The 21,947-nt window shown below is 66.8% G+C and carries 20 protein-coding genes; 7 read left to right on the forward strand and 13 right to left on the reverse strand.

Going from position 1 to position 21,947, the window contains the following annotated elements; genetic code table 11:
• Position 1: 1 nt before the first annotated feature.
• From G0A00_RS04565 to G0A00_RS04600, 8 genes are all read right to left on the reverse strand, one after another.
• A complete protein-coding gene (locus tag G0A00_RS04565) occupies positions 2–1,876 on the reverse strand; it encodes a feruloyl-CoA synthase (RefSeq protein ID WP_164182181.1) in 1,875 nt (624 codons plus the stop codon).
• Positions 1,877–1,897: 21 nt separating this feature from the next.
• Positions 1,898–2,671, reverse strand: coding sequence for a crotonase/enoyl-CoA hydratase family protein (locus G0A00_RS04570; RefSeq protein ID WP_092423731.1), 774 nt, complete (start codon positions 2,669–2,671; stop codon positions 1,898–1,900).
• Between the two features lie 32 nt (positions 2,672–2,703).
• Positions 2,704–3,468 (reverse strand): SDR family NAD(P)-dependent oxidoreductase, encoded by a 765-nt coding sequence (locus tag G0A00_RS04575; protein ID WP_164182184.1) that lies wholly within the window; start codon positions 3,466–3,468, stop codon positions 2,704–2,706.
• An 11-nt stretch (positions 3,469–3,479) separates the two neighbouring features.
• On the reverse strand, positions 3,480–4,760 hold the full coding sequence (locus G0A00_RS04580; RefSeq protein WP_066104471.1) for a TRAP transporter large permease: 1,281 nt from the start codon (positions 4,758–4,760) through the stop codon (positions 3,480–3,482).
• Positions 4,760–5,308, reverse strand: a complete 549-nt coding sequence (locus G0A00_RS04585; protein ID WP_066104474.1) for a TRAP transporter small permease — start codon at positions 5,306–5,308, stop codon at positions 4,760–4,762. The genes G0A00_RS04580 and G0A00_RS04585 overlap by 1 nt, the downstream gene beginning before the upstream one ends.
• Positions 5,309–5,383: 75 nt before the next feature.
• On the reverse strand, positions 5,384–6,487 hold the full coding sequence (locus G0A00_RS04590) for a C4-dicarboxylate TRAP transporter substrate-binding protein (RefSeq protein ID WP_164182186.1): 1,104 nt from the start codon (positions 6,485–6,487) through the stop codon (positions 5,384–5,386).
• Positions 6,488–6,544: 57 nt separating this feature from the next.
• Positions 6,545–7,018, reverse strand: a complete 474-nt coding sequence (locus tag G0A00_RS04595) for a MarR family winged helix-turn-helix transcriptional regulator (protein WP_066104481.1) — start codon at positions 7,016–7,018, stop codon at positions 6,545–6,547.
• Between the two features lie 125 nt (positions 7,019–7,143).
• Positions 7,144–8,997, reverse strand: coding sequence for an FAD-dependent monooxygenase (locus G0A00_RS04600; protein ID WP_164182188.1), 1,854 nt, complete (start codon positions 8,995–8,997; stop codon positions 7,144–7,146).
• A gap of 100 nt (positions 8,998–9,097) precedes the next feature.
• On the opposite strand from G0A00_RS04600, the gene G0A00_RS04605 reads away from it, so the two are divergent.
• Both G0A00_RS04605 and G0A00_RS04610 read left to right on the forward strand, forming a co-directional pair.
• The gene (locus G0A00_RS04605; RefSeq protein ID WP_368667660.1) at positions 9,098–9,529 is read left to right on the forward strand and encodes a MarR family winged helix-turn-helix transcriptional regulator; all 432 of its coding nucleotides are present in this window, start codon (positions 9,098–9,100) and stop codon (positions 9,527–9,529) included.
• Between the two features lie 128 nt (positions 9,530–9,657).
• The gene (locus G0A00_RS04610; RefSeq protein WP_164182190.1) at positions 9,658–10,530 is read left to right on the forward strand and encodes an MBL fold metallo-hydrolase; all 873 of its coding nucleotides are present in this window, start codon (positions 9,658–9,660) and stop codon (positions 10,528–10,530) included.
• 75 nt (positions 10,531–10,605) lie between these two features.
• Here G0A00_RS04610 and G0A00_RS04615 read toward each other — a convergent pair whose 3' ends face one another.
• From G0A00_RS04615 to G0A00_RS04635, 5 genes are all read right to left on the reverse strand, one after another.
• On the reverse strand, positions 10,606–11,256 hold the full coding sequence (locus tag G0A00_RS04615) for an isochorismatase family protein (protein ID WP_164182192.1): 651 nt from the start codon (positions 11,254–11,256) through the stop codon (positions 10,606–10,608).
• Positions 11,257–11,258: 2 nt separating this feature from the next.
• Positions 11,259–11,750: a flavin reductase family protein gene (locus tag G0A00_RS04620; RefSeq protein WP_083191208.1), complete on the reverse strand. Its 492-nt coding sequence runs from the start codon at positions 11,748–11,750 to the stop codon at positions 11,259–11,261.
• On the reverse strand, positions 11,750–13,036 hold the full coding sequence (locus G0A00_RS04625) for an amidase (RefSeq protein WP_164182194.1): 1,287 nt from the start codon (positions 13,034–13,036) through the stop codon (positions 11,750–11,752). Before G0A00_RS04625 ends, G0A00_RS04620 begins: the two co-directional genes overlap by 1 nt.
• A gap of 91 nt (positions 13,037–13,127) precedes the next feature.
• Positions 13,128–14,207 carry a pyrimidine utilization protein A gene (gene rutA, locus G0A00_RS04630; RefSeq protein WP_164182196.1) on the reverse strand — a complete coding sequence of 360 codons (1,080 nt, stop codon included), beginning with the start codon at positions 14,205–14,207 and terminating at the stop codon, positions 13,128–13,130.
• Between the two features lie 192 nt (positions 14,208–14,399).
• Entirely contained in the window at positions 14,400–15,173 is a 774-nt protein-coding gene (locus tag G0A00_RS04635) for a GntR family transcriptional regulator (RefSeq protein ID WP_164182198.1), read from the reverse strand.
• Between the two features lie 112 nt (positions 15,174–15,285).
• On the opposite strand from G0A00_RS04635, the gene G0A00_RS04640 reads away from it, so the two are divergent.
• The 5 genes from G0A00_RS04640 (at position 15,286) to pheT (ending at position 21,881) form a co-directional block, all read left to right on the forward strand.
• The gene (locus G0A00_RS04640; RefSeq protein ID WP_164182200.1) at positions 15,286–16,524 is read left to right on the forward strand and encodes an MFS transporter; all 1,239 of its coding nucleotides are present in this window, start codon (positions 15,286–15,288) and stop codon (positions 16,522–16,524) included.
• A 522-nt stretch (positions 16,525–17,046) separates the two neighbouring features.
• Positions 17,047–17,247: a hypothetical protein gene (locus G0A00_RS04645; protein WP_066104504.1), complete on the forward strand. Its 201-nt coding sequence runs from the start codon at positions 17,047–17,049 to the stop codon at positions 17,245–17,247.
• Positions 17,244–18,602 (forward strand): amidase, encoded by a 1,359-nt coding sequence (locus G0A00_RS04650; RefSeq protein WP_164182202.1) that lies wholly within the window; start codon positions 17,244–17,246, stop codon positions 18,600–18,602. The genes G0A00_RS04645 and G0A00_RS04650 overlap by 4 nt, the downstream gene beginning before the upstream one ends.
• A gap of 21 nt (positions 18,603–18,623) precedes the next feature.
• Positions 18,624–19,229: a malonic semialdehyde reductase gene (locus G0A00_RS04655; protein ID WP_164182204.1), complete on the forward strand. Its 606-nt coding sequence runs from the start codon at positions 18,624–18,626 to the stop codon at positions 19,227–19,229.
• A 255-nt stretch (positions 19,230–19,484) separates the two neighbouring features.
• A complete protein-coding gene (gene pheT, locus G0A00_RS04660; protein ID WP_164182206.1) occupies positions 19,485–21,881 on the forward strand; it encodes a phenylalanine--tRNA ligase subunit beta in 2,397 nt (798 codons plus the stop codon).
• The last annotated feature ends 66 nt before the right edge of the window (positions 21,882–21,947 follow it).

Genomic DNA, 21,947 nt, shown 5'->3' on the forward strand with positions numbered 1-21,947 from the left:
CTCAGACGCGGATCAGCGCCGGGTCTTCGTTGTCGTAGAGCCGCTCCAACAGGTCGGCGCGGCGGGTCAGGATCTTCTTGATGTTGAGCGAGCCCTTGTCGGTGATCTCGTGGTGCTCCAGCGAGGGCGGCTCGGCCAGCACCAGCGCGCGGGTGATGCGTTTGGCAGAGCCGGTTACATGGGCGTTCATTTCGCGCAGGCGCAGTTCGATCTTGGTCATCAGTTCGGCGTCGGTGATCGCGCCCTGCGTCTCTTCGCCCGGCTTGGCAGCACCGGGCACGGGGAAGATGAACAGCCCCACCTCGCCGCGATCATGGCCGCAGATCACCACGTCCTGCGCCAGCCCGGCGAGATCCTTCAGCGCGGACATGCGCAGGTTGCCCGCCTGCACCCAGGTGCCGGTGTCGAGCTTGAAGTCCTCGGACACGCGCCCGTCGAAGATCAGCCCGCGGTTGGCATCCTCGGCATCGACGAAGCGCACCGCGTCGCCGGTGATGAAGAACCCCTCCTCGTCGAAGGCCTCGGCGGTCTTTGCGGGGTCGTTGAAATAGCCCTGCATCACGTTGGGGCCCTTCACGCGGATCTCGCAGCGCATGTCCTCGTCGGGGATCAGCTTCACCTCGACACCCGGCAGCGGCACGCCGATCACGCCCGAGCGGCCGATGGGCTCGTGCACCATCAGACAAGCGGGGGCGGTTTCGGTGAGGCCCCAGCTCGAGATCATCATCGGCAGCCCGCCGCGCGCATGGATGCAGAACTGCTCGAGTGCCTCCCAGACGTCCTGCGGCAGCGAGGCCCCGGCGTAGAACAGCAGTTGCTGATCCTTGAAGAGATGCGCTTGCAGCGCCGGGTCGTCCTTGATCGCATCCACCAGCATGTTCCAGCCAACAGGCACGTTGAATGCCAGCGTGCCGGGGCGGTCGGTGCGGTTCTTGAGGGTGGTGGCAAAGCCCTTGCCGGTAGGCTTGCCGCTGTCGATGGTCAGCGTGCCGCCATGCGCGAGCATCATGTTCACGTTGTGCGAGCCGCCAAAGACGTGGTTCCACGGCAGCCAATCGGTGATGCGCGGCGCGTGGTCCATCAGGAAGGGCAGGGCGACCTGCATCTGCACCTGATTGACGCACATCATGCGGTGGGTGGTCAGCACGCCCTTGGGGTCGGAACTGGAGCCGGACGTGAAGAGGATTTTGGCCAGCGTGTCCGGCCCGACCTTCGCGTGGACAGCATCAAGCTCGGGGCTTTCCTCGGTATGGATCAGCTCCGACAGAAGGGTGACCGGGCGGCCCGCCTCGCCGCGCGCGGCGACCACCTCGACGTCCGCAAGCTGCGGCAGCGCAAGGGCGGAGGCATAGCGCGTGGCGTCATCAACGAAGGCGAGCTTGGGGGTCACCTTGTCGAGCACATAGATCAGGCGGCCATGCGCCTCGGGGATCAGCGAGTATTGCTCGGCCAGAGGCACCACCGGCACACCGATGTATTGCGCCGCCAGCGAGACCAGCAGGTGATCGAGCCCGTTGCCCGAGAGCATGGCGATCGTGTCGCCTTCTCCCAGCCCGCGCGCCAGCAGCGCCGAGGCGATGGCGCGGACCTGCTGCAGCAGTTCTTGATAAGTGACATTGCGCCAGCCGGGCCCCTCGGTGGGACGCTCCGACACGGCGACGCGATAGGGGGCTTTGACGGCCCATTCGTGCAGCCACGCGCCGGTGTTGGGCACTGGCTCGGGCAGGTCATAGCCCGAGCGCAGCAGGATGGTGCCATCCGTGCGGTCTTCGCGGACAACCTTATGCGGCACGAAGCGGGTCAGCGTGTGGCGGCGGGCCCAATCGGCGCGGGCCTCGAGGCCCGCCGGGGCGCGTTCGATGACTGTCATGTCCATTCCTCCTCCCTCCGGTTCGGTTCAGCGGAACACGGGCGCGCGCTTTTCGAGGAAGGCGTTCAGCCCCTCTTCGGCGTCCGGGGTGGTCTGCACCAGCGCCGCGCAGAGGCTTTCGGTAAAGAGACCATCACTGCGCGACATGTCGTTGATCCGGCTCAGCGCCTGCACCATGAAGTAATTGGACATGGGCGCGTTCCCGGCGATCTGCTCGGCCAGCTTGCGGGCCAGCGGCAGCGCCTCACCCGCCTCGACGCTGTAGTGGGTCAGCCCCAGCCGCAGCCCGTCTTCGGCCCCGTATTTGCGCCCGGTCAGCATCATCTCGACCATCCGGTCGGCACCAAGAATTCGCCCGACGCGCACCGAAGCGCCGCCGCCGACGAAGATGCCGCGCCGCCCCTCGGGCAGTTGGAAGATCACCGAAGGCTCGGCGATGCGCACATGGGTCGAGGCCGCCAGTTCCAGCCCGCCGCCGATCACCGCGCCTTCCATGGCCGAGATCGTCACCTTGCCGCCGAATTGGATCATCTCCATCACCCGGTGCCAGTTGCGCGAGTGATAAACGCCATCCTCGGCGCTGCGCGAGACGTGCTCCGACAGGTCGAGCCCCGAACAGAAGTGCCCGCCCGCGCCGGTCAGGATTACCACGCGGACCTCTTTGGGCAGGGTCACATAGGCGTTCTCCAGCGCCGCGATCAGCCCGTCGCTCATGGCGTTGCGCTTGTCGGTGCGGATCATGGTGATGGTGGCGATCTGGCCGTCCACCTCGGTGGTCAGATATTTGGCGTGGTCAGACATGGCTGTCTCCTTCGGGAACTTGGGGCGGGCGGTCATTTCGGGGCGAGCCGGACGGCACTGTCGAGGCGGATCACCTCACCGTTCAGCAGCGGGTTCTGGATGATCTGCTGCACCAGCAGCGCGAACTCATCGGGCTTGCCCATGCGCGAGGGGAAGGGCAGGCCAGCCTCCAGCGCGGCGCGCGCCTCGGGCGGCAGTCCGGCGCTCATGGCGGTCTCGAAAAGCCCCGGCGCGATGGTCATCACGCGGATGCCGAAGCGGGCCAGTTCGCGCGCGGCGGGCAGGGTGAGCGAGGCGATCCCGCCCTTGGAGGCGGCATAGGCGGCCTGTCCGATCTGCCCGTCCTGATAGGCGACCGAGGCGGTGTTGAGGATGATCCCCCGCGCGCCGTCCGCATCCACCGGCTCCAGCGCCGACATGGCGCGCGCGGCGTGGCTGAGCACGATGTAACTGCCGAGCGTGTTGATCTTCAGCGTGCGCTCAAAGGCCTCGATGGGCAGCGAGCCGTCGCGGGGCAGAATGCGGGTGGCGGTGCCAATCCCGGCGCAGTTGACCGCGATGCGCGGCGTGCCGAGCTTTTGCGCAACTTGCGCAAATGCGGCCTCTACCGCAGCAGCGTCCGAGACGTCGACCGCCACCGCCATCCCGCCGATCTCGCCCGCGACGCGCGCGGCGGCGTCGGCCGAGAGGTCCAGCACTGCAACCTTCGCGCCCTCGGCGGCCAGCCGCCGGGCGGTGGCTTCGCCGAGGCCGCTTCCGGCGCCGGTGACGAGGGCGATGGTTCCTTTGATGTCCATTGCAATAGTCCTCAGAAGAAGCCGCGGATGGCGAGCATGCCACCGACCAGCACGAGGTCGGCAAGGATGAAGGGCACGATCCCCGCGAACACCTGCTCGAGCCGCACGTAGTCTCGGGCGACCGAATGTATGACGAAGACGTTGAGCCCCACCGGCGGCGTGATCATTCCGATCTCCAGCAGCTTGGCCACCAGCAGGCCGAACCACAGCTTGTCGACGCCGTGCTGGGCGAGGATCGGCAGGAACAGCGGCAGGGTCAGCAGCAGCGCCCCGATCGGCTCGAGGAACATGCCGAGGATCAGGTAAATCACCACGATCACCAGCAGCAGCGCGAAGGTGCCGAGGCCGAGCCCCTCGACGAACATGCCCATCTGCATCGACAGGCCCGACATGGCCACGAGCCGGGTGAAGAGGTTGGCGCCGATGGCGATGATGAAAAGCGCGCCCGACGAAAGCAGCGTGTCGACAAGGCTTTCCTTGAAATCGGCCCAGCTCAGCGAGCGGCGGGCGATGCCGAGGACCAGTGCGACGAAGCTGCCGAAGGCGCCCGCCTCGGTGGCGGTGAAAAAGCCGGTGAAGAGCCCGCCAAACACCGCGCCGATCAGCAGCAGCACCGGCCAGATCTCGGCGGTCTTCTTCCAGCGGTCGCCCATGGTGTAGGGCTCGGCGCGGGGCAGGCTCTCGGGGCTGCGCAGCCAGACCAGCAGCACGGCGCAGATGTAGAAGGCCAGCGAGGCGAGGCCGACGAAAAGCCCGCCGAGAAAGAGGTCGTTGATCGAGATCTCGGCCTGAATGCCGAAGAGGATCAGGATGATCGAGGGCGGGATCAGCGCGCCGATGGTGCCGCCCGCAGCGACCGCGCCGGTGGCGATGCGCAGGTCGTATTTCTGGCGGGCCATCTCGGGGACCGCGATGCGGCCGATGGCGGCGGAACAGGCGACCGACGAGCCCGACACGGCGGCAAAGCCCGAGGCCCCCGCCAGCGAGGCGATGGCCAGCCCGCCGGGCAGCCAGCCCCACCAGACCCGCGCCGCCTCGAACAGGCCTCGGGTCAGGCCGGAGTGATAGGCGATGTAGCCCATCAGCAGGAACATCGGGATCGAGCTGAGCGTCCAGCTTGCCGAAGTGGTGTAGGGGATGGTCGAGAGCATCGAGAGCGCCGGGCGGATGCCCGCGACCGCCCAGATGCCGACGAAGGACACGAGGATCAGGCTCGCGGCGATCGGCACCCGCAGGGCGATGAGGATCAGTAGGGCGGCGAGGGCGAGAATGCCGATGGTGACGGGGTCCATCAGATGTCCTCCCCGGACTTGGTGATGTCTTCTAGGGCGCCCACGGGGTCGTGGTCATGATCGCCGAAACGGCCGGTCAGCACCTCGATGATGCGGATCGCCATGATCAGCAGGGCCAGCGCGAAAGAGATCGGCAGGATCCAGTAGCTCGGCCATGTGACGAAGCGCAGGGTGCCCGCCTCGATGTAGGCGCCGCGCTCCATCTGGCGGATCGCCTCCAGCCCCGAGCCGTAGGTCAGCACCGCAAGCACCGCAGCGAAGACGCCGAAGCCCAGCAGTTGCACCAGCTTCAGCGGCACGCCGGTGAGGGTCTGGGTGAACACCGTGGCCTCGATATGCCGGCGGTTCAGTTCGGTCAGGGCCAGCGGCAGCACGCTGACGGCGACCATGTAATACTTGCCGACAAGGTCGGAGGTGCCGGGAAAGCCCGCGCCAAGGAAGGCGCGCATGAACACGTCGACAACGACCTGTCCCATCATCGCCAGCAGCACGAAGCCGCCCAATACCATACTGATCCGCGCCACGGCGGACTCAATCGGGGTGAACATCCGATCCTCCGGAGAATGTCGGGGTTTGCGAGAGGGGGCACGCGCCGGGGGAGCGCCAGCGCGTGCCGTTTGGGCTTAGCTGCCGTAGCTGGAGAGGTCGATCTTCGACCAGATCTCCTCGGCACGCAGCGCGCCCAGTTCTTCGGGGGTCATGCCGGGGGTGACCAGCTCTTCCCATTTGTCGATCAGCGCCTTGTAGCGGTCGATCTTGGTCTGCGCGTCGCTGACGCCGCGCTCTTCGAGGATCGAGGCGGCATTGGCGAGACGGTCTTCGTTGAACGTGTCGCGGGCGTCGATCAGGCTCTGGTCGGGCTCGATGAACTCGACCATATCGCCCGCGCGCACTTCTTCGATCTGCGTGTCGAACCCGGCCAGACCGGCGGCGAGCCCGTATTGCGCAGCGGTGGCCAGCGCGCTGCGGTCATCGCCATCCATGCGATCCCAGAGCATCTTGCTGGCGGTGGCCACGGCGGCGCCGTTGAACACGCCCTGCTCGATCTCGGTCACATAGTCGACCACATCGCCCAGACGGTTGGCGATGATCTCATGCGGCGACGAGAAGGTGGCGTCGATCACGCCTTGGCTGAGGCTTTCGAACAGCTCGCTCGACTGCATCTGCACCGGCGCACCACCGACGCTTTCCACGAAGGCCGCGTAGAAGGGCGAGCCCGAGCGGACCTTGAGCCCCTTCATGTCGTCGGCGGTCTTCACTGGCTTGGTCGACAGCAGGTCATAAAGCGGCGTGGTGTCGGACCCGAGATAGACCTGCCCATTGCGCGAAAACTCGGCCTGACAGGGCTCGCAGGTGGCGATGTATTCGGTGACGGCGGACGAGACGACCATGGCGCTCGAGCCAAGCATCGACAGCTCTGACACCAGCACGCTGTCGGGATATTCGGCGACGAAATAGGGCATCAGCAGCGGGCCGAACTCGGTCACCCCGTCGCGCAGGCCAGTGGACATCTCGTTGGGTGCGACCAGCCCCGAGGGCGTATCCATCCCGGTCCAGCGTCCGTCGGTCAGCTCTTCGAGCTTCTTGAACATCACCGGATAGACATCCTTGGCGATGGCGTGGTTGGGGCCGAAGGCGCTGGTGGCGCGGATGGTATCGGCCGAGGCGCTGACGGCCAGCGCCGAGATCGAGCAGGCGAGCAGGCTCGCGGCAATGCGCTTATTCATGAATTTCCTCCCGTTTGAACAACACGGCCGGCCTCCTCTGCCGCCCGCGCAACTCCTCTAGCGCGCCTTGTCCTCGAGCCGTCCGAGGACGGTCATCAGGTGGGCGCGGTCTTCATCGTTGAGGCGGCCGATGATTTCGTCCTCGGCCGTTCTCACCCTCTCGGCGGCGTGGTCGCGCAAGCGGCGTCCGCGCAGCGTGGCGGTCAGCGCATAGCGCCGACGGTCGGTGGGAACCTTCTTGCGGGCGATCAGCCCGCGCTGTTCCAGCTCGTCGATGATCACGACGAGGTTGGAGCGTTCCATCTGCAGGGCGTCCGCAAGCTCGGACTGAACGATGCCGGGGTTGTCGGTGATGATCGACAGGCACGAAAAGCTGACCACCCGCAGATCGTCCTCGGCCAGCACGCGCTGTGCCTCGGGCTGGATCTGCATATAGGCGCGCTTGAGCCGGTAGCCGATCAGATTGCCGAGCACCGTATCCTCCACTTTCGGCCCTTTGGGCGCCTCCGAAATATCGTCGGGATGCGTCATCGGGTTCCTCCTCTCTCAAAAGGCTATGGAGGATAATAGTTATAGTCAATAACTATTTCCGAAGGTGCGCTGCGGGCCGCCGTTGGGGGCGGCGGCCCGAGGAGATTTCAAAGGGGCGTTCGGGCTTACGCGCGCAGCAGGAAGCCCTTGAAAAAATGAGAGATTTCCTCTGCCGCATCGAGTGGAAGCACCTGCGCCACATATTGATCCGGGCGCAGGATCAGCAGCGCCCCGCGGGCCCTGTCGATGCCGCGAAGATCGAAGATATCGGGGCCATTTTGCGCCGGGCAAAAGACCTTCTCATAGTCGGTGAGTCCGTATTTTCCCTTCTTCGGCAACAGCGGGCCCGGCAGCTCCTCGAGTCGCATCTCGCGGTGCGGGATCTGGAAGACGGCGCGCAGGTCGATCACGCTGTCGGGGTCTGCCCCCTTGGGGGTGAAGTCCGCGATCATAGGCGCCACTTCAGCGCAAAGCTGCGCTACGGCACCGCCCGCTTGCCCGGCGTCGCCAGCGGGCGCGAAGGCCAGCACCCGCCAGCGCCCATCCGCCTTGAAGGCATGGCCAAGCTGCACCGGCTTGGCATCCGCCAGCCGCACCACCTGTGCGGAATGGAACCGTTTGCCGACAAGCTGCCCCGCCGCCAGCTCCTGATGTTCGGTGCCGCCGGTGATCAGCGAGGGGTCGTAGCGCGTCTCGACCCCGGCGGTGTAGCGCCCGTGCTGCTTGAAATAGCGCTGGAACTGCTCCGCCTCGGCGGCATCCTTGGGCTTGGCGCTGAACAGGCGCGCCATGTCGCGGTCGAAATCGATGAGTTCCTTGGCCTTGGCGCGGCGCTCTTCGGAATAGGTGTCGAGCAGGGCAGGGGCCGCGCGCCCGCGCAGCACGGCGGCAAGTTTCCAGCCGAGGTTGAAGGTATCGGCCATGCTGACGTTCATGCCTTGCCCGGCTTTGGGGCTGTGGGTGTGGCAGGCGTCCCCGGCGATGAAGATGCGCGGGCTGCGGCTGCCGCGCATCGCTTCGGGCACGTCGTCGAACGCATCGCAGACGCGCTGGCCGATCTCATAGGCGGACCACCACGCCACCTCCTGCACCTCGAGCGTGTAGGGCGCAAGGATCGCCTGCGCCTTGGCGATCAGCATCTCGGCGCTGACATCGCGGTCGGCGGCGCGCTCGTCGCCGTGCAATTCGCACAGCTCGATATACATGCGCACCATGTAGCCACCCTCGCGCGGGATGATCAGCACGCTGCCCTCATCAGCCGACTGGATCGCCGCCTTGAGCCGGATGTCGGGGAAGTCCGTGACCGGCAGCACGTCCATCACCCCCCAAAGCTGGCGCGCCGACTCGCCCTTCAGCGCGTGGCCCATCGAGGCGCGCACCGTGCTGCGCGCGCCGTCGCAGCCAACGACATAGCGGGCGCGGATCGTCTCGGTGCCGGTCCCATCGAGGCATTTGAACGTTGCCTGCATCGGGTGGTCGGCATCGCCGGTCTCGGTCAGTTCCACCAAGTCGCGGTTGTAGTCCGGGGTCAGGCGGCGCGGGGAATTGCGCATGATCTCGAGGTAGAAGTCATGCACCCGCGCCTGATTGAGGATCACATGCGGCATCTCCGAAAGGTCGTCCTCGACGTCCTGAATGCGGTCGGCGCGGTGCAGCGCGCCGGTTGTGCCGGGGCGCCAGAAAGAGACCTCATTGACCCAATAGCCCTCTTTCATGACCTTCTCGGCAAAGCCGAAGGCCTCGAACATCTCGACCGAGCGGCAGGCGATCCCGTCGGCCTGTCCCACCTCCAGCGGGCCGGATTTGCGCTCGGTGATGCGCACCGAGATCTCGGGGAAGGCCGAAAGCTGCGCCGCCAGCGTCAGCCCGGCCGGGCCGCAGCCGACAATCAGAACGTCGACGTCTTGCGATGTGGTTGCTTCCTGCGGCTCAGCGATGGCCGGATCGCCGGGGCGGAACCCGTTGAGGTGAAATTGCATGGCGAGGTCCTCCCAGATGATACGTGTACTTACTATACAGCGCTGGACCGGGTTGGAGTCAATATGGTAAGTATACGTATCATATTTGGAGACCCACCCTTTGACCCAGCGCAACGACCTGTCCTCGATGCCCGGCCACCTGATCCGGCGGCTCAACCAGCGCTCGACGGCGGTGTTCCACGAGCGGATGAAAGCGGCGCCGATAGAGCTGACCTCGGTGCAATATGCCGCGCTCGACGTGCTGTCGCAGAACCCCGGCATTGATCAGGCGAAGCTGGCGGCGCTCATCGCCTATGATCGGGCGACCATCGGCGAGGTGGTCAAACGGCTGGTGCAAAAAGGGCTGGTGGCCCGGCAGGTCAACGAAGAAGACCGCCGCGCCCGCAGCCTCAGCCTCACCGAGGCGGGCGAGGCGGCGCGGGCCGAGGTGGCGCCGCTGGTGGCGCAGTTGCAGCCCGATATCCTTGGCGGGCTGACCGAAGAAGAGCGGGCGCAGTTCATCGCGCTCGCCCGCAAGGTGGTGGACAGCTGACCGCTCAAACCCTGCGACAAAATTTCCGCAGGTGGGGGGATGACTTCGGCTTTGCCCGCAATACATTCCCCGTGATGAATATGTAAGCGCGGCACCGACCCGCCAGACAGCCGAAGAAGGAAAGCCAAATGACCATCAGCCCCGTCGTGAAGACTTTCTGGGACGAGCCGACCGGAAGCTGGCAATACGTCTTCCATGACCCCGACAGCATGAAGGGCGCGATCGTCGATCCGGTGCTGGATTTCGATCCGTTGGCCGGGGCCACGCGCACCCATAACGCCGATGCGATCATCGCCTATGTGCAGGAGGCCGGGATCGAGATCACCCATATCCTCGACACCCATCCGCATGCCGACCATTTCTCTGCCGCGCCCTACATCAAGTCGAAGATCGGCGGCACCACCGCCATCGGCGAAAAGGTGAAGGACGTGCAGAAGCTCTGGCAGGGCATCTACAACCTGCCCGATCTGCCCACCGACGGTGCGCAATGGGATGTGCTCTTTGCCGATGGCGACGAATTCACCGTCGGCGCGATCCCGGTGAAGGTGATCTTCAGCCCCGGTCACACGCTGGCCTCGATCACCTATGTCGCCGGGGATGCGGCCTTTGTGCATGACACCTTCATGATGCCCGACAGCGGCACCTCGCGCGCGGATTTCCCCGGCGGCAGTTCCGCGCAGCTTTATGAGAGCCTGATGAAGATCCTCTCGCTGCCCGAGGACACGCGGCTCTACGTCGGGCATGACTATGCCCCCGAGGGGCGCGAGGCGCAGTGCTGCGCCACGGTGGCCGAGCACAAGGCGAAGAACATCCACCTCAAGGACGACCCGTCCGAGCAGGAATACCGCGCGGTGCGCGACAAGCGCGACGGCACGCTGCCTCTGCCGAAACTGATGCTGGCGGCGCTGCAGGTGAACATCCGCGGCGGGCGTCTGCCCGACCCCGAGGACAACGGTCGCAGCTACCTGAAGATCCCGCTCAACTATTTCGACCCGCGCTGATCTGCGCCGGATCAAAAAACGGGGTGCCGGGGCGTTTGCCCCGGTCCCCGAATGGATCAGACCCTGCTAGGGACGTCAGGCCCTGACCGCAACATGGCCCGCCCTGCGCTCGAATTCCGCAAGGCAGGCGTCCAGACCGATCACATCGGCGTATTTCGCATTCATATCGAAAAGATTGGCCTCATGCGGGCCTTCGTGCCGGTCGCCGCAGGCCTCGCGCACCACCAGCGTGCGGAACCCGTGGCTCATGGCATCGACGCAAGAGGCGCGCACGCAGCCCGAGGTGGTCAGCCCCGTCAGGATCACGCTGTCGCAGCCCATGGCGTGCAGGGTCGAGGCCAGTGAGGTGCCGAAGAAGGCCGAGGGGTATTGCTTGGGAACCACCAACTCGTCGTCCTCGGGCCGCAGACCTTCGGCGAAGTCTGCCGTGGCGCGGCCCGGCAGAAACGCTTCCAGCGGGGCGGCCTTTTCAAAGAACCGCCCGCCGTCGATGCCGCTGGGGTGCAGCGCCATGCGCGTCAGCACCACCGGAACCCCCGCCGCCCGCGCCGCGGCGCGCAGGTCCAGCGCCGCCGCCAGCGCGTTCACCGCGCCGGGTCCGGCGAACAGCGGGCAGGCCTCGTCGTAATAGGCGTGGGCGAAGTCGATCAGCACCAGCGCCGGACGTGCGCCAAAGCCCACCTGCCGGTCGTAGACACCTGCATAATTCTCCGCCGCGCCGCTCATGTTCAGACCACCTCGGCCTTGACCAGATGCTCGAACTTGCCGTCGTGGTAGAGCAGCGGATCGGAGTCGCTGCCCCAGTCGGTCACCGCGATCACCTCGCCGATAAAGATCGTGTGGGTGCCAAAGCTGCTCTTCTGCGCCGGGCGGCAGTCAAAGCTCACCTGCGCGCCGCGCAGCGCCGGGGCACCGGTCTCAAGCTCGCTCCACTCGCCCACTTCAAAACGGGTCTCGCGGTCCTTCGGCATGGCAAAGCGCGTGGCAATGTCCTGCTGGTCGCGCGACAGCACGTTCACGCAGAAGGACTCGGCTTCGCTCAGATGCTCGTGGATCGAGGCAGAGGCATTGACGCAGATCAGCAGGCTCGGCGGCTCGGCGCTGAGCGAGGTCACGGCGGTGGCGATCAGCCCATGCCGCGCGCCACCCGTCTCACAGGTGATCAGCGAGACACCGGCGGCGAGCCGGCGCATGCCGTTCTTGAAATCATTGGGGTCCATCAGTCGTCCTTTCTTTCCATCACGGCGGGCCGGGAGAGAGCCATCGCCGGTGCGATCTGCGCGGCCAGCCGGATCAGCCGGCGGTCCTGCGCGCGCGCTGCCACCAGTTGTACACCCAGCGGCAGCGGGTCCGCGCTTACTGGAACATGAATGCAGGGCAGTTGCATCGCCGTCCAGAGCGCATTGAATTTCGGGTTGCCCGGCGTGCGGCCCGGCGGCGCAAAACCGGGGGCCGAGGGGGCGATCACCGCGTCATAGGGCGCGGCAAGAGTTTCAAAGGCGCGGCGGTGGTCTGCAAGCCGGTCGTAGGCCTCGAACATCTGCCGCGCGCTATGGCCTTCGCGGCGGTCTGCGCGGGCGATGAAATCATCGTGAACCAGCGGGCCACGGTGGCGCAGGTTGCGGAAGGCGGCGGCCCCCTCGCTCAGCAGCACGCAGCGGTGCAGCGCATCGAGATCAGCCATCACTTCGGGCAGGTCGAGCCAGTCCACATCGGCGAGCGGCGCCAGCCGCTCGGGCAGCGCCTCAAGCAGCGCCAGCATCTCGGGGGCCAGCTCGTCGGCATAGGGCGTGCGGCACAGCGCCAGCCGGGGCCGGGCAGGGGGCGCGTCACCGCCGGGGAAACCGTAGACCTCGCCCAAGAGGTCAAGATCGGCATAGGAGCGCGCATACAGACCCACCGTGTCGAGGCTGGCGGCATAGAGCTTCACCCCCTCGGCAGAGATTAGCCCCCAGCTTGGCTTCATCGCCGGCACGCCGCAAAAGGCTGCGGGGCGGATGGTCGAGCCGCCGGTCTGGGTGCCAAGCGCCAGCGGCACATGGAAATCCGCCACGGCAGCGGCGGAACCCGCGGAAGAGCCGCCTGCGGTGCGCGACGGATCGGCGGGGCAGCCGGTGACCGCGTTGCGCCCGGCGGCGGCGAACTCGGTGGTGTCGGTCTTGCCAAGAATGATCGCCCCCGCTGCGCGCAGCAGTTCGACGCAGGGCGCGTCATCGCTGGGGCGGCGGGTGCTGTAGAGCGGCGAGTTGTGGGTGGTCGGCAGGTCTGCCGTGTCGATGACATCCTTGATGCCGACAGGGATCCCCGCCAGCGGGCGCGGATCCGAGGCGGCAACGACGCTGGCCTCTGCCTCGGCGCGCGGGTTGAGGCTCAGCCACGCGCTGATCTCGCCGTCACGCTCGGCGATCCGGGCAAGGCAGGCGCGGGTCAGGTCTCGGGGCGTCAACCGACCATCGCGCATCAGCGCGCGGGCGGAGGTGGCGTCGAGCCGGAAAAGGTCAGTCATCGGGTGGTCCGTGGTATGTGCGGCCGCCCCCAAAAACACAGAGGGGAGCAAAGGGGCGGCCGCGCCAGTCAGCTGAATGAAGCCCGCAGGCTCAGGCGGCCTTGAGCTTGTGGCTGCGCGACTGCATCAGCGGCTGGATTTTCTGGCCGAAGGTGTCGATCCCCTCGAGGAAGTCGTCGAAGGTCATCATGATGCCCTTCACGCCTTCCACCTCGGCGGCCTCGTCGAGCATCTTGGCGACCGTCGCATAAGAGCCGACCAGCGTGCCCATGTTGAAGTTCACCGCGCCCTCGGGGACAGCCATATGTTTGGCGGTGGAGGTGCCGTCGCGGCCCTGATCTACGTTGGACTGGTCGATCAGCCACTTCAGCGCATCCATATCGGCCTCGTCGTGGTACTTCTGCCACTTGGCCATGGCCGCCTCGTCGGTCTCATCGGCGATGACCATGAACAGCACATAGGCGCCCACGTCCCGGCCCGACTCCTTGCCTGCGGCGACGAGGTTCTTCGAGTTTTCCTCAAAGGCGGTGGGCGTGTTGATCCCATTGCCGAGGATGAAGTTGTAATCGGCGTATTCGGCAGCGAACTTCATGCCGCGCGGGCTCATGCCAGCGGCGACGATCTCGACATCGCCTTGCGGCGGCGGCGAGAGCTTGCAGTCGTCCATGGTGAAATGCTCGCCCTTGAGGTCCGAGCTTCCGGTGCCCCAGAGGTCCTTCATCACCTGCACGTATTCGGTCGCGTAATCATAGCGGTAGCCGAACCACTCATTGCCCGGCCACAGGCCCATCTGGCTGTATTCGCCCTCGGCCCAGCCGGTGACGATGTTGACGCCGAAGCGGCCCGGCGCGATCGAACTGATCGTCGAGGCCATGCGCGCCACGATCGCCGGCGGCAGCGTCAGAATGGCGGTGGAGGCAAAGAGCTTGATCTCCGAGGTCACGGCGGCAAGCCCGGCCATCAGGGTAAAGCTTTCCAGCGCGTGGTCCCAGAACTCGGTCTCGCCTCCGAAGCCGCGCAGCTTGACCATCGACAGGGCGAACTCCAGCCCATAGCTCTCGGCCTTCTGCACCACCTGTTTGTTGAGGTCGAATGTCGCCATGTACTGCGGCGAACCCTTGGAGATCAGCCAGCCGTTGTTGGCGATCGGAATGAAGACACCCATATCCATGTGAATTCTCCTGCTGGACGTATCGTCTTTTTTGTATGTCCGAACTTAGTCCGGGCATTGCGACGCAGGTCCAGCAGGGACCGCAGGAAAGTCCGGACTTTTGCGCATTGTCCAGTCGGCTGGTGATTTTCTGGGCAAACCGGCGGCGCGCTGTCACCCGCTTGGGCGCTGCGCAAGCCGTGCGGGCCGCACCTATTCAGCCGAGAGATTCGTCCGATAGGCGAAGGACTCCGCGGGCGAGGTCTGGATCGCGTATTCCAGCAGCCGCCCGCCCGAGGCCAGATAGCGGCGGGTGATGCGCAGTCCGATGGTGCCCTGAGGGCGGCCCAAGGCGGCACAGACCTCGGCGTCGATCTCCACCGCGCGGATCTCCTGCTGGATCTCTTCGATCCGCTCGCCGGTGCGCTGCTCCACAAGCTGAAACAGCGACGAGCGCAGCACGCTCATGTCGGCCACCACGTCCTGCGCAATCGGATCGAGATAGACTTCGTTCCAGCAGAAAGGCGCAGGTTCTCCAATGAAATGCCGCGGCCCGGCCATATAGATCAGGCGTTTCCCGGGGCGGCAGCCGATCTCGGCAGCGGTCTTGCCGCGCACCTCGCGGCGCTCTTTCTGCTCGATGAAGAACTCGCTCTGGCTGGCGAAATCGAAAAGGTCGTCGCGGCTGTCGTTGCGGAAGCGGTCGCGCCAGTCGGGTTTCGAAGCCTCGACCCGCGTGCCTACGCCCTTGCGCGCCGCCAGCATTCCGCGCTTGCGCAATTGCGCAATCGCCTGACGCACGGTGTGTCGGCTCACCCCAAGCTGCACCGCCAGTTCCGCCTCGGGCGGCAGCAGGCTGCCCACCGCGCGCTCGCCCGACACGATCTGCCGTTCAAGCCGATGCGCCACCTGCAAATAGAGCGGCGTCGAGGTGCTGCCCTCTTCCGATGCGCTGCCCGGCAATTGGTCGCTGTCCAGATCGCTCATGACGCTTGCTCCCCTCCCACGGATCAAAATCTTGTCAATAAGTACGGACTTATTTACTAGTGGTGCGCAGTTTCCGCCCTCTGGCACCCCATCAAGTCCGGACTTTACGCGAATGACCGACAGCTTGTCGACCCAAGGCGCGCCTGCTGCGCCGACCCAGTGGATCAAGCCTCTGACGGTGATGACGCTGGTGCAGATCGCCGCCACGGGCAGCATTCTCGCGCTGACCGCGCTGGCGCCGGAAGTCGCGCAAAGCCTTGGCATCGGCGCCCATTGGATCGGCTATCAGATCAGCCTGATCTACTTCTCGGGCATGTTCGCCTCGGGCTTTGCCGGTGCGGTGGTCGAGACCCTGCGCGCCGAGCGGGTGATCCGGCTCGAACTGGCGATCTTCGTGCTCGGGCTGCTGATGCTGGCGAGCGGCCAGCCGGTGCTCATGGTGCTTGCCTCGCTGCTGTTTGGCATCGGTTATGGGCTCAACAATCCGGCCTCTTCGGTGATCCTGCATCGGTTCACCCCGCGCCGCAGCCAGAGCCTCGTGTTTTCGATCAAGCAAAGCGGCGTGCCGCTTGGCGCGGTGCTGGCCAATGTGCTGCTGCCTGCGCTGGCGGTGGCGCTTGGGGCGGGCTGGCGCGTGGCGCTGATGCTTGCGGCGCTGCCACCGGCGCTGCTGCTGCTGTGGTCGCTGCTCACCGACCGGCCCGAACCGATCCAGCGCGGTGCCGCTTCCGAGGGGGTCTGGCGCCGCATGCTGCGCGAGCAGAAGGCCATCCACGCGGACCCACGGCTGCAGACGCTCGCCCTGCTCGGAGGGCTCTATTCGGCGCTGCAACTCATCGCCACCGCCTTCATCGTGGTCATGCTGGTCGAGCATGGATGGACGCTGGTGGCCGCAGGCAGCGTCGCCGCCGCCTCGCAACTGATGGGCGCGATTGGCCGCGTCGCATGGGGTGTGGCGGCGGACCGTCTGGGCGGGTTCCGCACGCTGGCGCTGATCGGGCTGATCGCCGGGGGCATCCTGTTTTCGCTCTACTGGATCGCCGAGTTCCCCGCGGCGCTGCAGGTGATCCTTCTGGCCGGGCTTGGCGGCGTGGCCTCGGGCTGGAACGGCGTTTTCCTCGCCGCCGCCGCGCGCACCGCGCCGCAGGGCAAGGTGGGCGCCAACACCGGCGCGCTGCTGGTCTACACGTTCATCGGGGTCATTATCGGCCCGTCGTGCTTTGCCTTCATCTACGGGATGGTCGGCGACTACGGGCTGGGCTTCACGCTGTTTTCGGCGGTGGGCTTCTTCGGCGCGCTGCTCTCATGGCGGCAAGTGCGCGCACAGGCGCGGGCCGGGCAGGCGGCCTAGGCGCGTCTCTCGCGGCGCGGCAAGCCAGCGATGAATTTTCAGGCTAAGCGGGACGTCCGCGCGCATCGTGCCCCCGAAGGCGTCCGGGCGCCGTTGACATCCTTTCTGCATTAGTACGGACAATAGCGAAAGCAGCAGCGGCGCGATGCCACCCGCTGCAGCCATCCGGACCCATGCCCCGAGACCCATGCCCTAAGACCCATGCCCCGAGACCGCGGACAAGACATGCTCAATCCCCTCCACCCCCAGCGGCACCCGCACCGCAGCGCCGTCCCCGCGGGGACACCTCTGGCGCGGCTCCGCCGGGACACGGCTGTCCCCGCGGGGACAGGCAGCGGCACGGGGCGCATATCCGGCAAACGTCTATTTTCTCATCACGGGTGCACAGCGCTTGACCGCGCCGCTGGCAGGCTGGCGCGGCGTGCGGAAAATTTCCCGCGCCGCTCTGGTCATTGCCCCCGCCCGCACCCAGCACAGCCGCAAGAGCAGCCGTATCCCCACGGCTGGGAAAGGACCTCTGACATGGAACAGGAGCTGACCGCCCTGCTGGGCCGCGCGCCCTCGGAAGACGAGCTTGCCATCGCCCGCGACCAGCGCGCGCGGGTCGAGACCGGCATTTTCGCCAACCCGCTGCTGGACCCGCCGGGCAATGGCACGCTGCGCCCGATGGGGCGTTGCGGCGCGCTGGCGGCCACCGATCCCTTCGCGGAGGGCGGGGCATGACGCTGATCACCATCGCCGAGCTTCAGGGACGGTTGGACCGGGGCGAGACCACCTCGGTCGCGCTGCTCGAGGATCTGCAGGCGCGCATCGCCGCGCGCGGCACACTCTCGCCGTTCCAACGGCTCGAATGGGAGCGCGCCTATCAGCAGGCCCGCGCCGCCGATCTCGCCCGCCGCGACGGTGCCCCGCTGGGTCCGCTGCATGGGGTGCCTATGGCGCATAAGGACATGTTCGACCGCAAGGGCTCGACCGTCGGGTGCGGCGGTCACCCCTCGGCGCGCAAGACCGCGCAGGGCACCGCGGCGGTGCTCGACCGGCTCGACGCTGCGGGGGCGGTGGATTTCGGGCGGCTGCAGATGTCCGAGTTCGCCATGGGCCCGACCGGGCAGAACCACCACCACGGCATGCCCGAGAACCCGGCGGTGCCCGGCGGCGTGCCCGGCGGGTCCTCCAGCGGCTCGGGTGTCGCGGTGGGCATGGGGCTGGTGCCCGCGGCGCTCGGCTCGGACACCGGCGGCTCGATCCGCGTGCCCGCCGCCTGCAATGGCGTCGTCGGCTTCAAGCCCGGCCTCGGTGTGGTGCCGCTGACCGGGGCCATGCCGCTGAGCTGGACGCAGGACACCGTCGGCCCGCTTGCCGCCAGCGTCGATTGCGCCCGGCGCGTGCTGTCGGTGATCTCCGGCGGGCGCACCCGCGCCACCGCCCAAGACCCCGGCCGCCTGCGTATCGGGTTCGACCGCGGCGGCTTCGTCGAGGGCGCCTCGGAGCGGATGCGCGCCGCCATGGCCGAGCTGCGCGCCGCGCTTGGCGGGCAGGGGCATGAGACCGTCTCGCTCGACATGGGGTTCTTTTCGGACCTGACCGAACCGGCGAATGTCATCGCCATCTCCGAGGCGGCGACGGTGCATGCCGACCGGCTGCGCGACACGCCCGAAACCTATGGCACACAGGTCCGTGCGCGGCTGGCGCAGGCGGCGGGCATTCCGGCGCAGGCCTATCTGCGCGCCCGGCAGATCCGCGAGATCGCCATGGCCCGCACCGAGGCCGAGATCTTCGGCGCCGCCGATCTGATCGTGCTGCCCGGCCTTGCCGATGTGGCGCCGCAGGCCGAGGCGCTGGTGCACGCGCAGGGGGCCGAGATCGCCCGGATGATCTCGGGCATGACCGGCTTCACCCGTCCCGGCTCGATCCTTGGGCTTCCGGTTCTGACCCTGCCCGTGGCATGGACCTCGGACGGGCCGCTCAGCGTGCAGATCATGGGGCCGCGCGGCTCCGAGGATCTGATCGCCGACCTCGCACAGACCTTCGAGGTCGCCCGCCCGCAGATGCAGGGCGCGGTGGCCGAACCCGCATGACCGCTCGAAAGGCATAAATTGATGAAAGATATCGCACTCCCCGGCGCGCTCGACACCGCCGCCCTCGACACGCTGTTCCTCGAGGCCCGCTCGCAGAACGCGTGGCAGGACAAGGACATCCCCGAGGAGATCCTCGAAAAGCTCTATGACCTGACCAAGATGGGCCCGACCTCGGCGAACTGCGCGCCGGCGCGCTTCGTCTTCGTGCGCAGCAAAGACGCCAAGGAAAAGCTCAGCCCGGCCATGTCCAGCGGCAACCGCGAGAAGACCATGACCGCGCCGGTCACGGTGATCGTCTGCCACGACATCGAGTTTTACGAAAAGCTGGGCGAGCTCTTCCCCCACGCCGATGCCAAGCCGTGGTTCACCGGGTCCGAGGCGATGATCAACGACACCGCCTTCCGCAACTCCTCGCTGCAGGGCGCTTACCTGATGCTGGCCGCGCGCGCGCTCGGGCTCGACTGCGGCCCGATGTCCGGCTTCGATCCGGCGGCGGTCGAGGAGGCCTTCCTTGCCGGCACCACGTGGAAGGTGAACTTCATGATTAACCTCGGCTATGGCGAGCCGTCGAAAGTGTTCGACCGCCTGCCGCGCCTGAAGATGGAAGACGCCTGCAAGATCGTCTGAGCCGCAGACAATTCACTTCCGGCCCGCGTGGCGACGCGGGGGCCGGAGCCCCACTCTTCTTCTACGCCACCTCTGCGCTTCTTCTCTTTAAAAATACGCCGGGGGTGAGCCGCGCAGCGGCGAGGGGGCAGCGCCCCTTACCCCCTTGGGGCAGCACAGAGGCCGCGCACGCCCCGCGCTGAGGCCAACCCCCTTTCCCCTTCCGCCTCATTCCGCTAAGGACCGGACCCAAGCGAAACCAAGCCGGGCCGAGAGATGAAATTCACGCTTTCCTGGTTGAAAGACCACCTCGACACCTCCGCCACGGTGGACGAGATCACCGAAGCACTGACCGATCTGGGGCTCGAGGTCGAAGGGGTCGAAAACCCCGCCGAGCGCCTGTCCGATTTCAAAATCGGCAAGGTGGTCAAGGCCGAGAAACACCCTGACGCCGACAAGCTGCGCGTCTGCACGGTGATGACCGATGCGGGCGAGAGCCAGATCATCTGCGGCGCGCCCAACGCGCGCGAGGGGATCACCGTCGTCGTGGCCACGCCCGGCACCTATGTGCCCGGCATCGACACCACCATTCAGGTCGGCAAGATCCGCGGCATCGAGAGCTTCGGCATGATGTGCTCCGAGCGCGAGATGGAGTTGTCCGAGGAACATGACGGCATCATCGAGCTGCCCTCGGGCGAGGTCGGCGAGCGGTTCATCGACTGGCTGGCGGCGAATGATCCGGCCAAGGTCGACCCGGTGATCGAGATCGCCATCACCCCGAACCGGCCCGACGCACTGGGTGTGCATGGCATCGCCCGCGATCTCGCGGCGCGCGGTCTTGGCACGCTGAAGGCGCTGCCCGAGGTCACCGTGCCCGGCAGTTTCGCCTCGCCGATCAACGTGACGATCGACGAAGACACGCTGGACGATTGCCCGGTGTTCTATGGCCGCGTCATCCGCGGCGTGAAGAACGGTCCGTCGCCGGAATGGCTGCAGGACCGGCTGAAGGCCATCGGCCTGCGCCCGATCAGCTTCCTCGTCGATGTGACCAACTATTTCACCTTCGACCGCAACCGCCCGCTGCACGTCTTTGACGCGGGCAAGGTGCAGGGCGATCTGCGCGTGCACCGCGCCAAGGGCGGCGAGACGCTGGAGGCGCTGGACGAGCGCACCTATACGCTCGAGCCGGGCATGGTTGTGATCTCGGCCGGGGACACCGTCGAAAGCCTCGGCGGCGTCATGGGCGGCGAGCCGACGGGCGTCTCGGACGAGACCGTGGATGTGTTCCTCGAGGCGGCCTATTTCGAGACCGTCCGCACCGCCTACACGGGCCGCGCGCTGAAGATCAATTCCGACGCCCGCTATCGCTTTGAGCGCGGCATCGACCCGGCCTCGGTGGCGCCGGGCATCGAGGCGGCGACCGCGATGATCCTCGAGATCGCTGGCGGCGAGGCCTCCGAGGTGATCGTGGCAGGGGCCATCCCCGACGTGAGCCGCGCCTATAAGCTCGACACCGACCGGGTGATCAGCCTCGTCGGTATGGAGATCCCGGCACAGGAGCAGCGCGCCACGCTGACCGCTCTGGGCTTCACGTTCGAGGGCGACATGGCCTCGGTGCCGAGCTGGCGTCCCGACGTGATGGGTGAGGCGGATCTGGTGGAAGAGGTGGCCCGCGTCGCCTCGCTGACCAAGCTGCAGCCGCAGCCCATGCGCCGCGCGCAGCCGGGCGTGCCGAAGCCGATCCTCTCGCCGATGCAGAAGCGCGAGCAGGTGGCCCGCCGCACCACGGCGGAGCTGGGCTACAACGAGTGCGTGACCTACAGCTTCATCGATCAGGCGGCGGCCGAGATGTTTGGCGGCGGCACCGATGCGACGATGCTGGCCAACCCGATCAGCTCGGAGATGAGCCACATGCGCCCCTCGCTGCTGCCGGGGCTGCTGCAGGCGGCCTCGCGCAATCAGGCGCGCGGCTTTGCGGATATGGCGCTCTTTGAATGCGGTCCGGCCTTTGCTGGCGGTGAGCCGGGCGAGCAGGCGACGCAGGTGACCGGCATCCTTGTCGGGCGCACCGGTCCGAAGGACGTGCATGGCGCCTCGCGCCCGGTGGATGTGTTCGACGCCAAGGCCGATGCCGAGGCGCTGCTTGCGGCCATGGGGGCCCCGGCGAAGATGCAGATCCTGCGCGGCGCCGAGGAATGGTGGCATCCGGGCCGTCACGGCAAGCTCTGCCTCGGCCCCAAGAAGGTGCTGGGCGTCTTCGGCGAGCTGCACCCCAAGGTGCTGCAGGAGATGGACGTGAAAGGCCCTGTCGTGGCCTTCACGCTCTACCCGCAGGAGATCCCGCTGCCGCGCAAGACCGATGCGGCCCGCCCGGCGCTGGCGCAGAACGATCTGCAGGCGGTCGAGCGTGACTTTGCCTTCGTGGTGGACGCGGAGGTCGCCTCGCTCGATCTGGTGAATGCCGCTGCGGGTGCCGACAAGGCGCTGATCGAAGAGGTCCGCGTGTTCGACGAGTTCATCGGCGGCAGCCTCGGCGAGGGCAAGAAGTCGCTCGCCATCACCGTGCGCCTGCAGCCCAGCGATAAGACGCTGAAGGAAAAGGACATCGAGGAGGTGGCGGCCAAGATCGTCGCCAAGGTCGAAAAGGCCACCGGCGGCGCGCTGCGCGGCTGACCTCTGGCTTTGAGAGATCAAAGGCCCCGGTGGAGCGATCCGCCGGGGCCTTTTTGTTTGCGCAGG

Origin of the sequence: Salipiger sp. PrR002, from assembly GCF_010500775.1 — a bacterium.
Lineage (GTDB): Bacteria > Pseudomonadota > Alphaproteobacteria > Rhodobacterales > Rhodobacteraceae > Salipiger.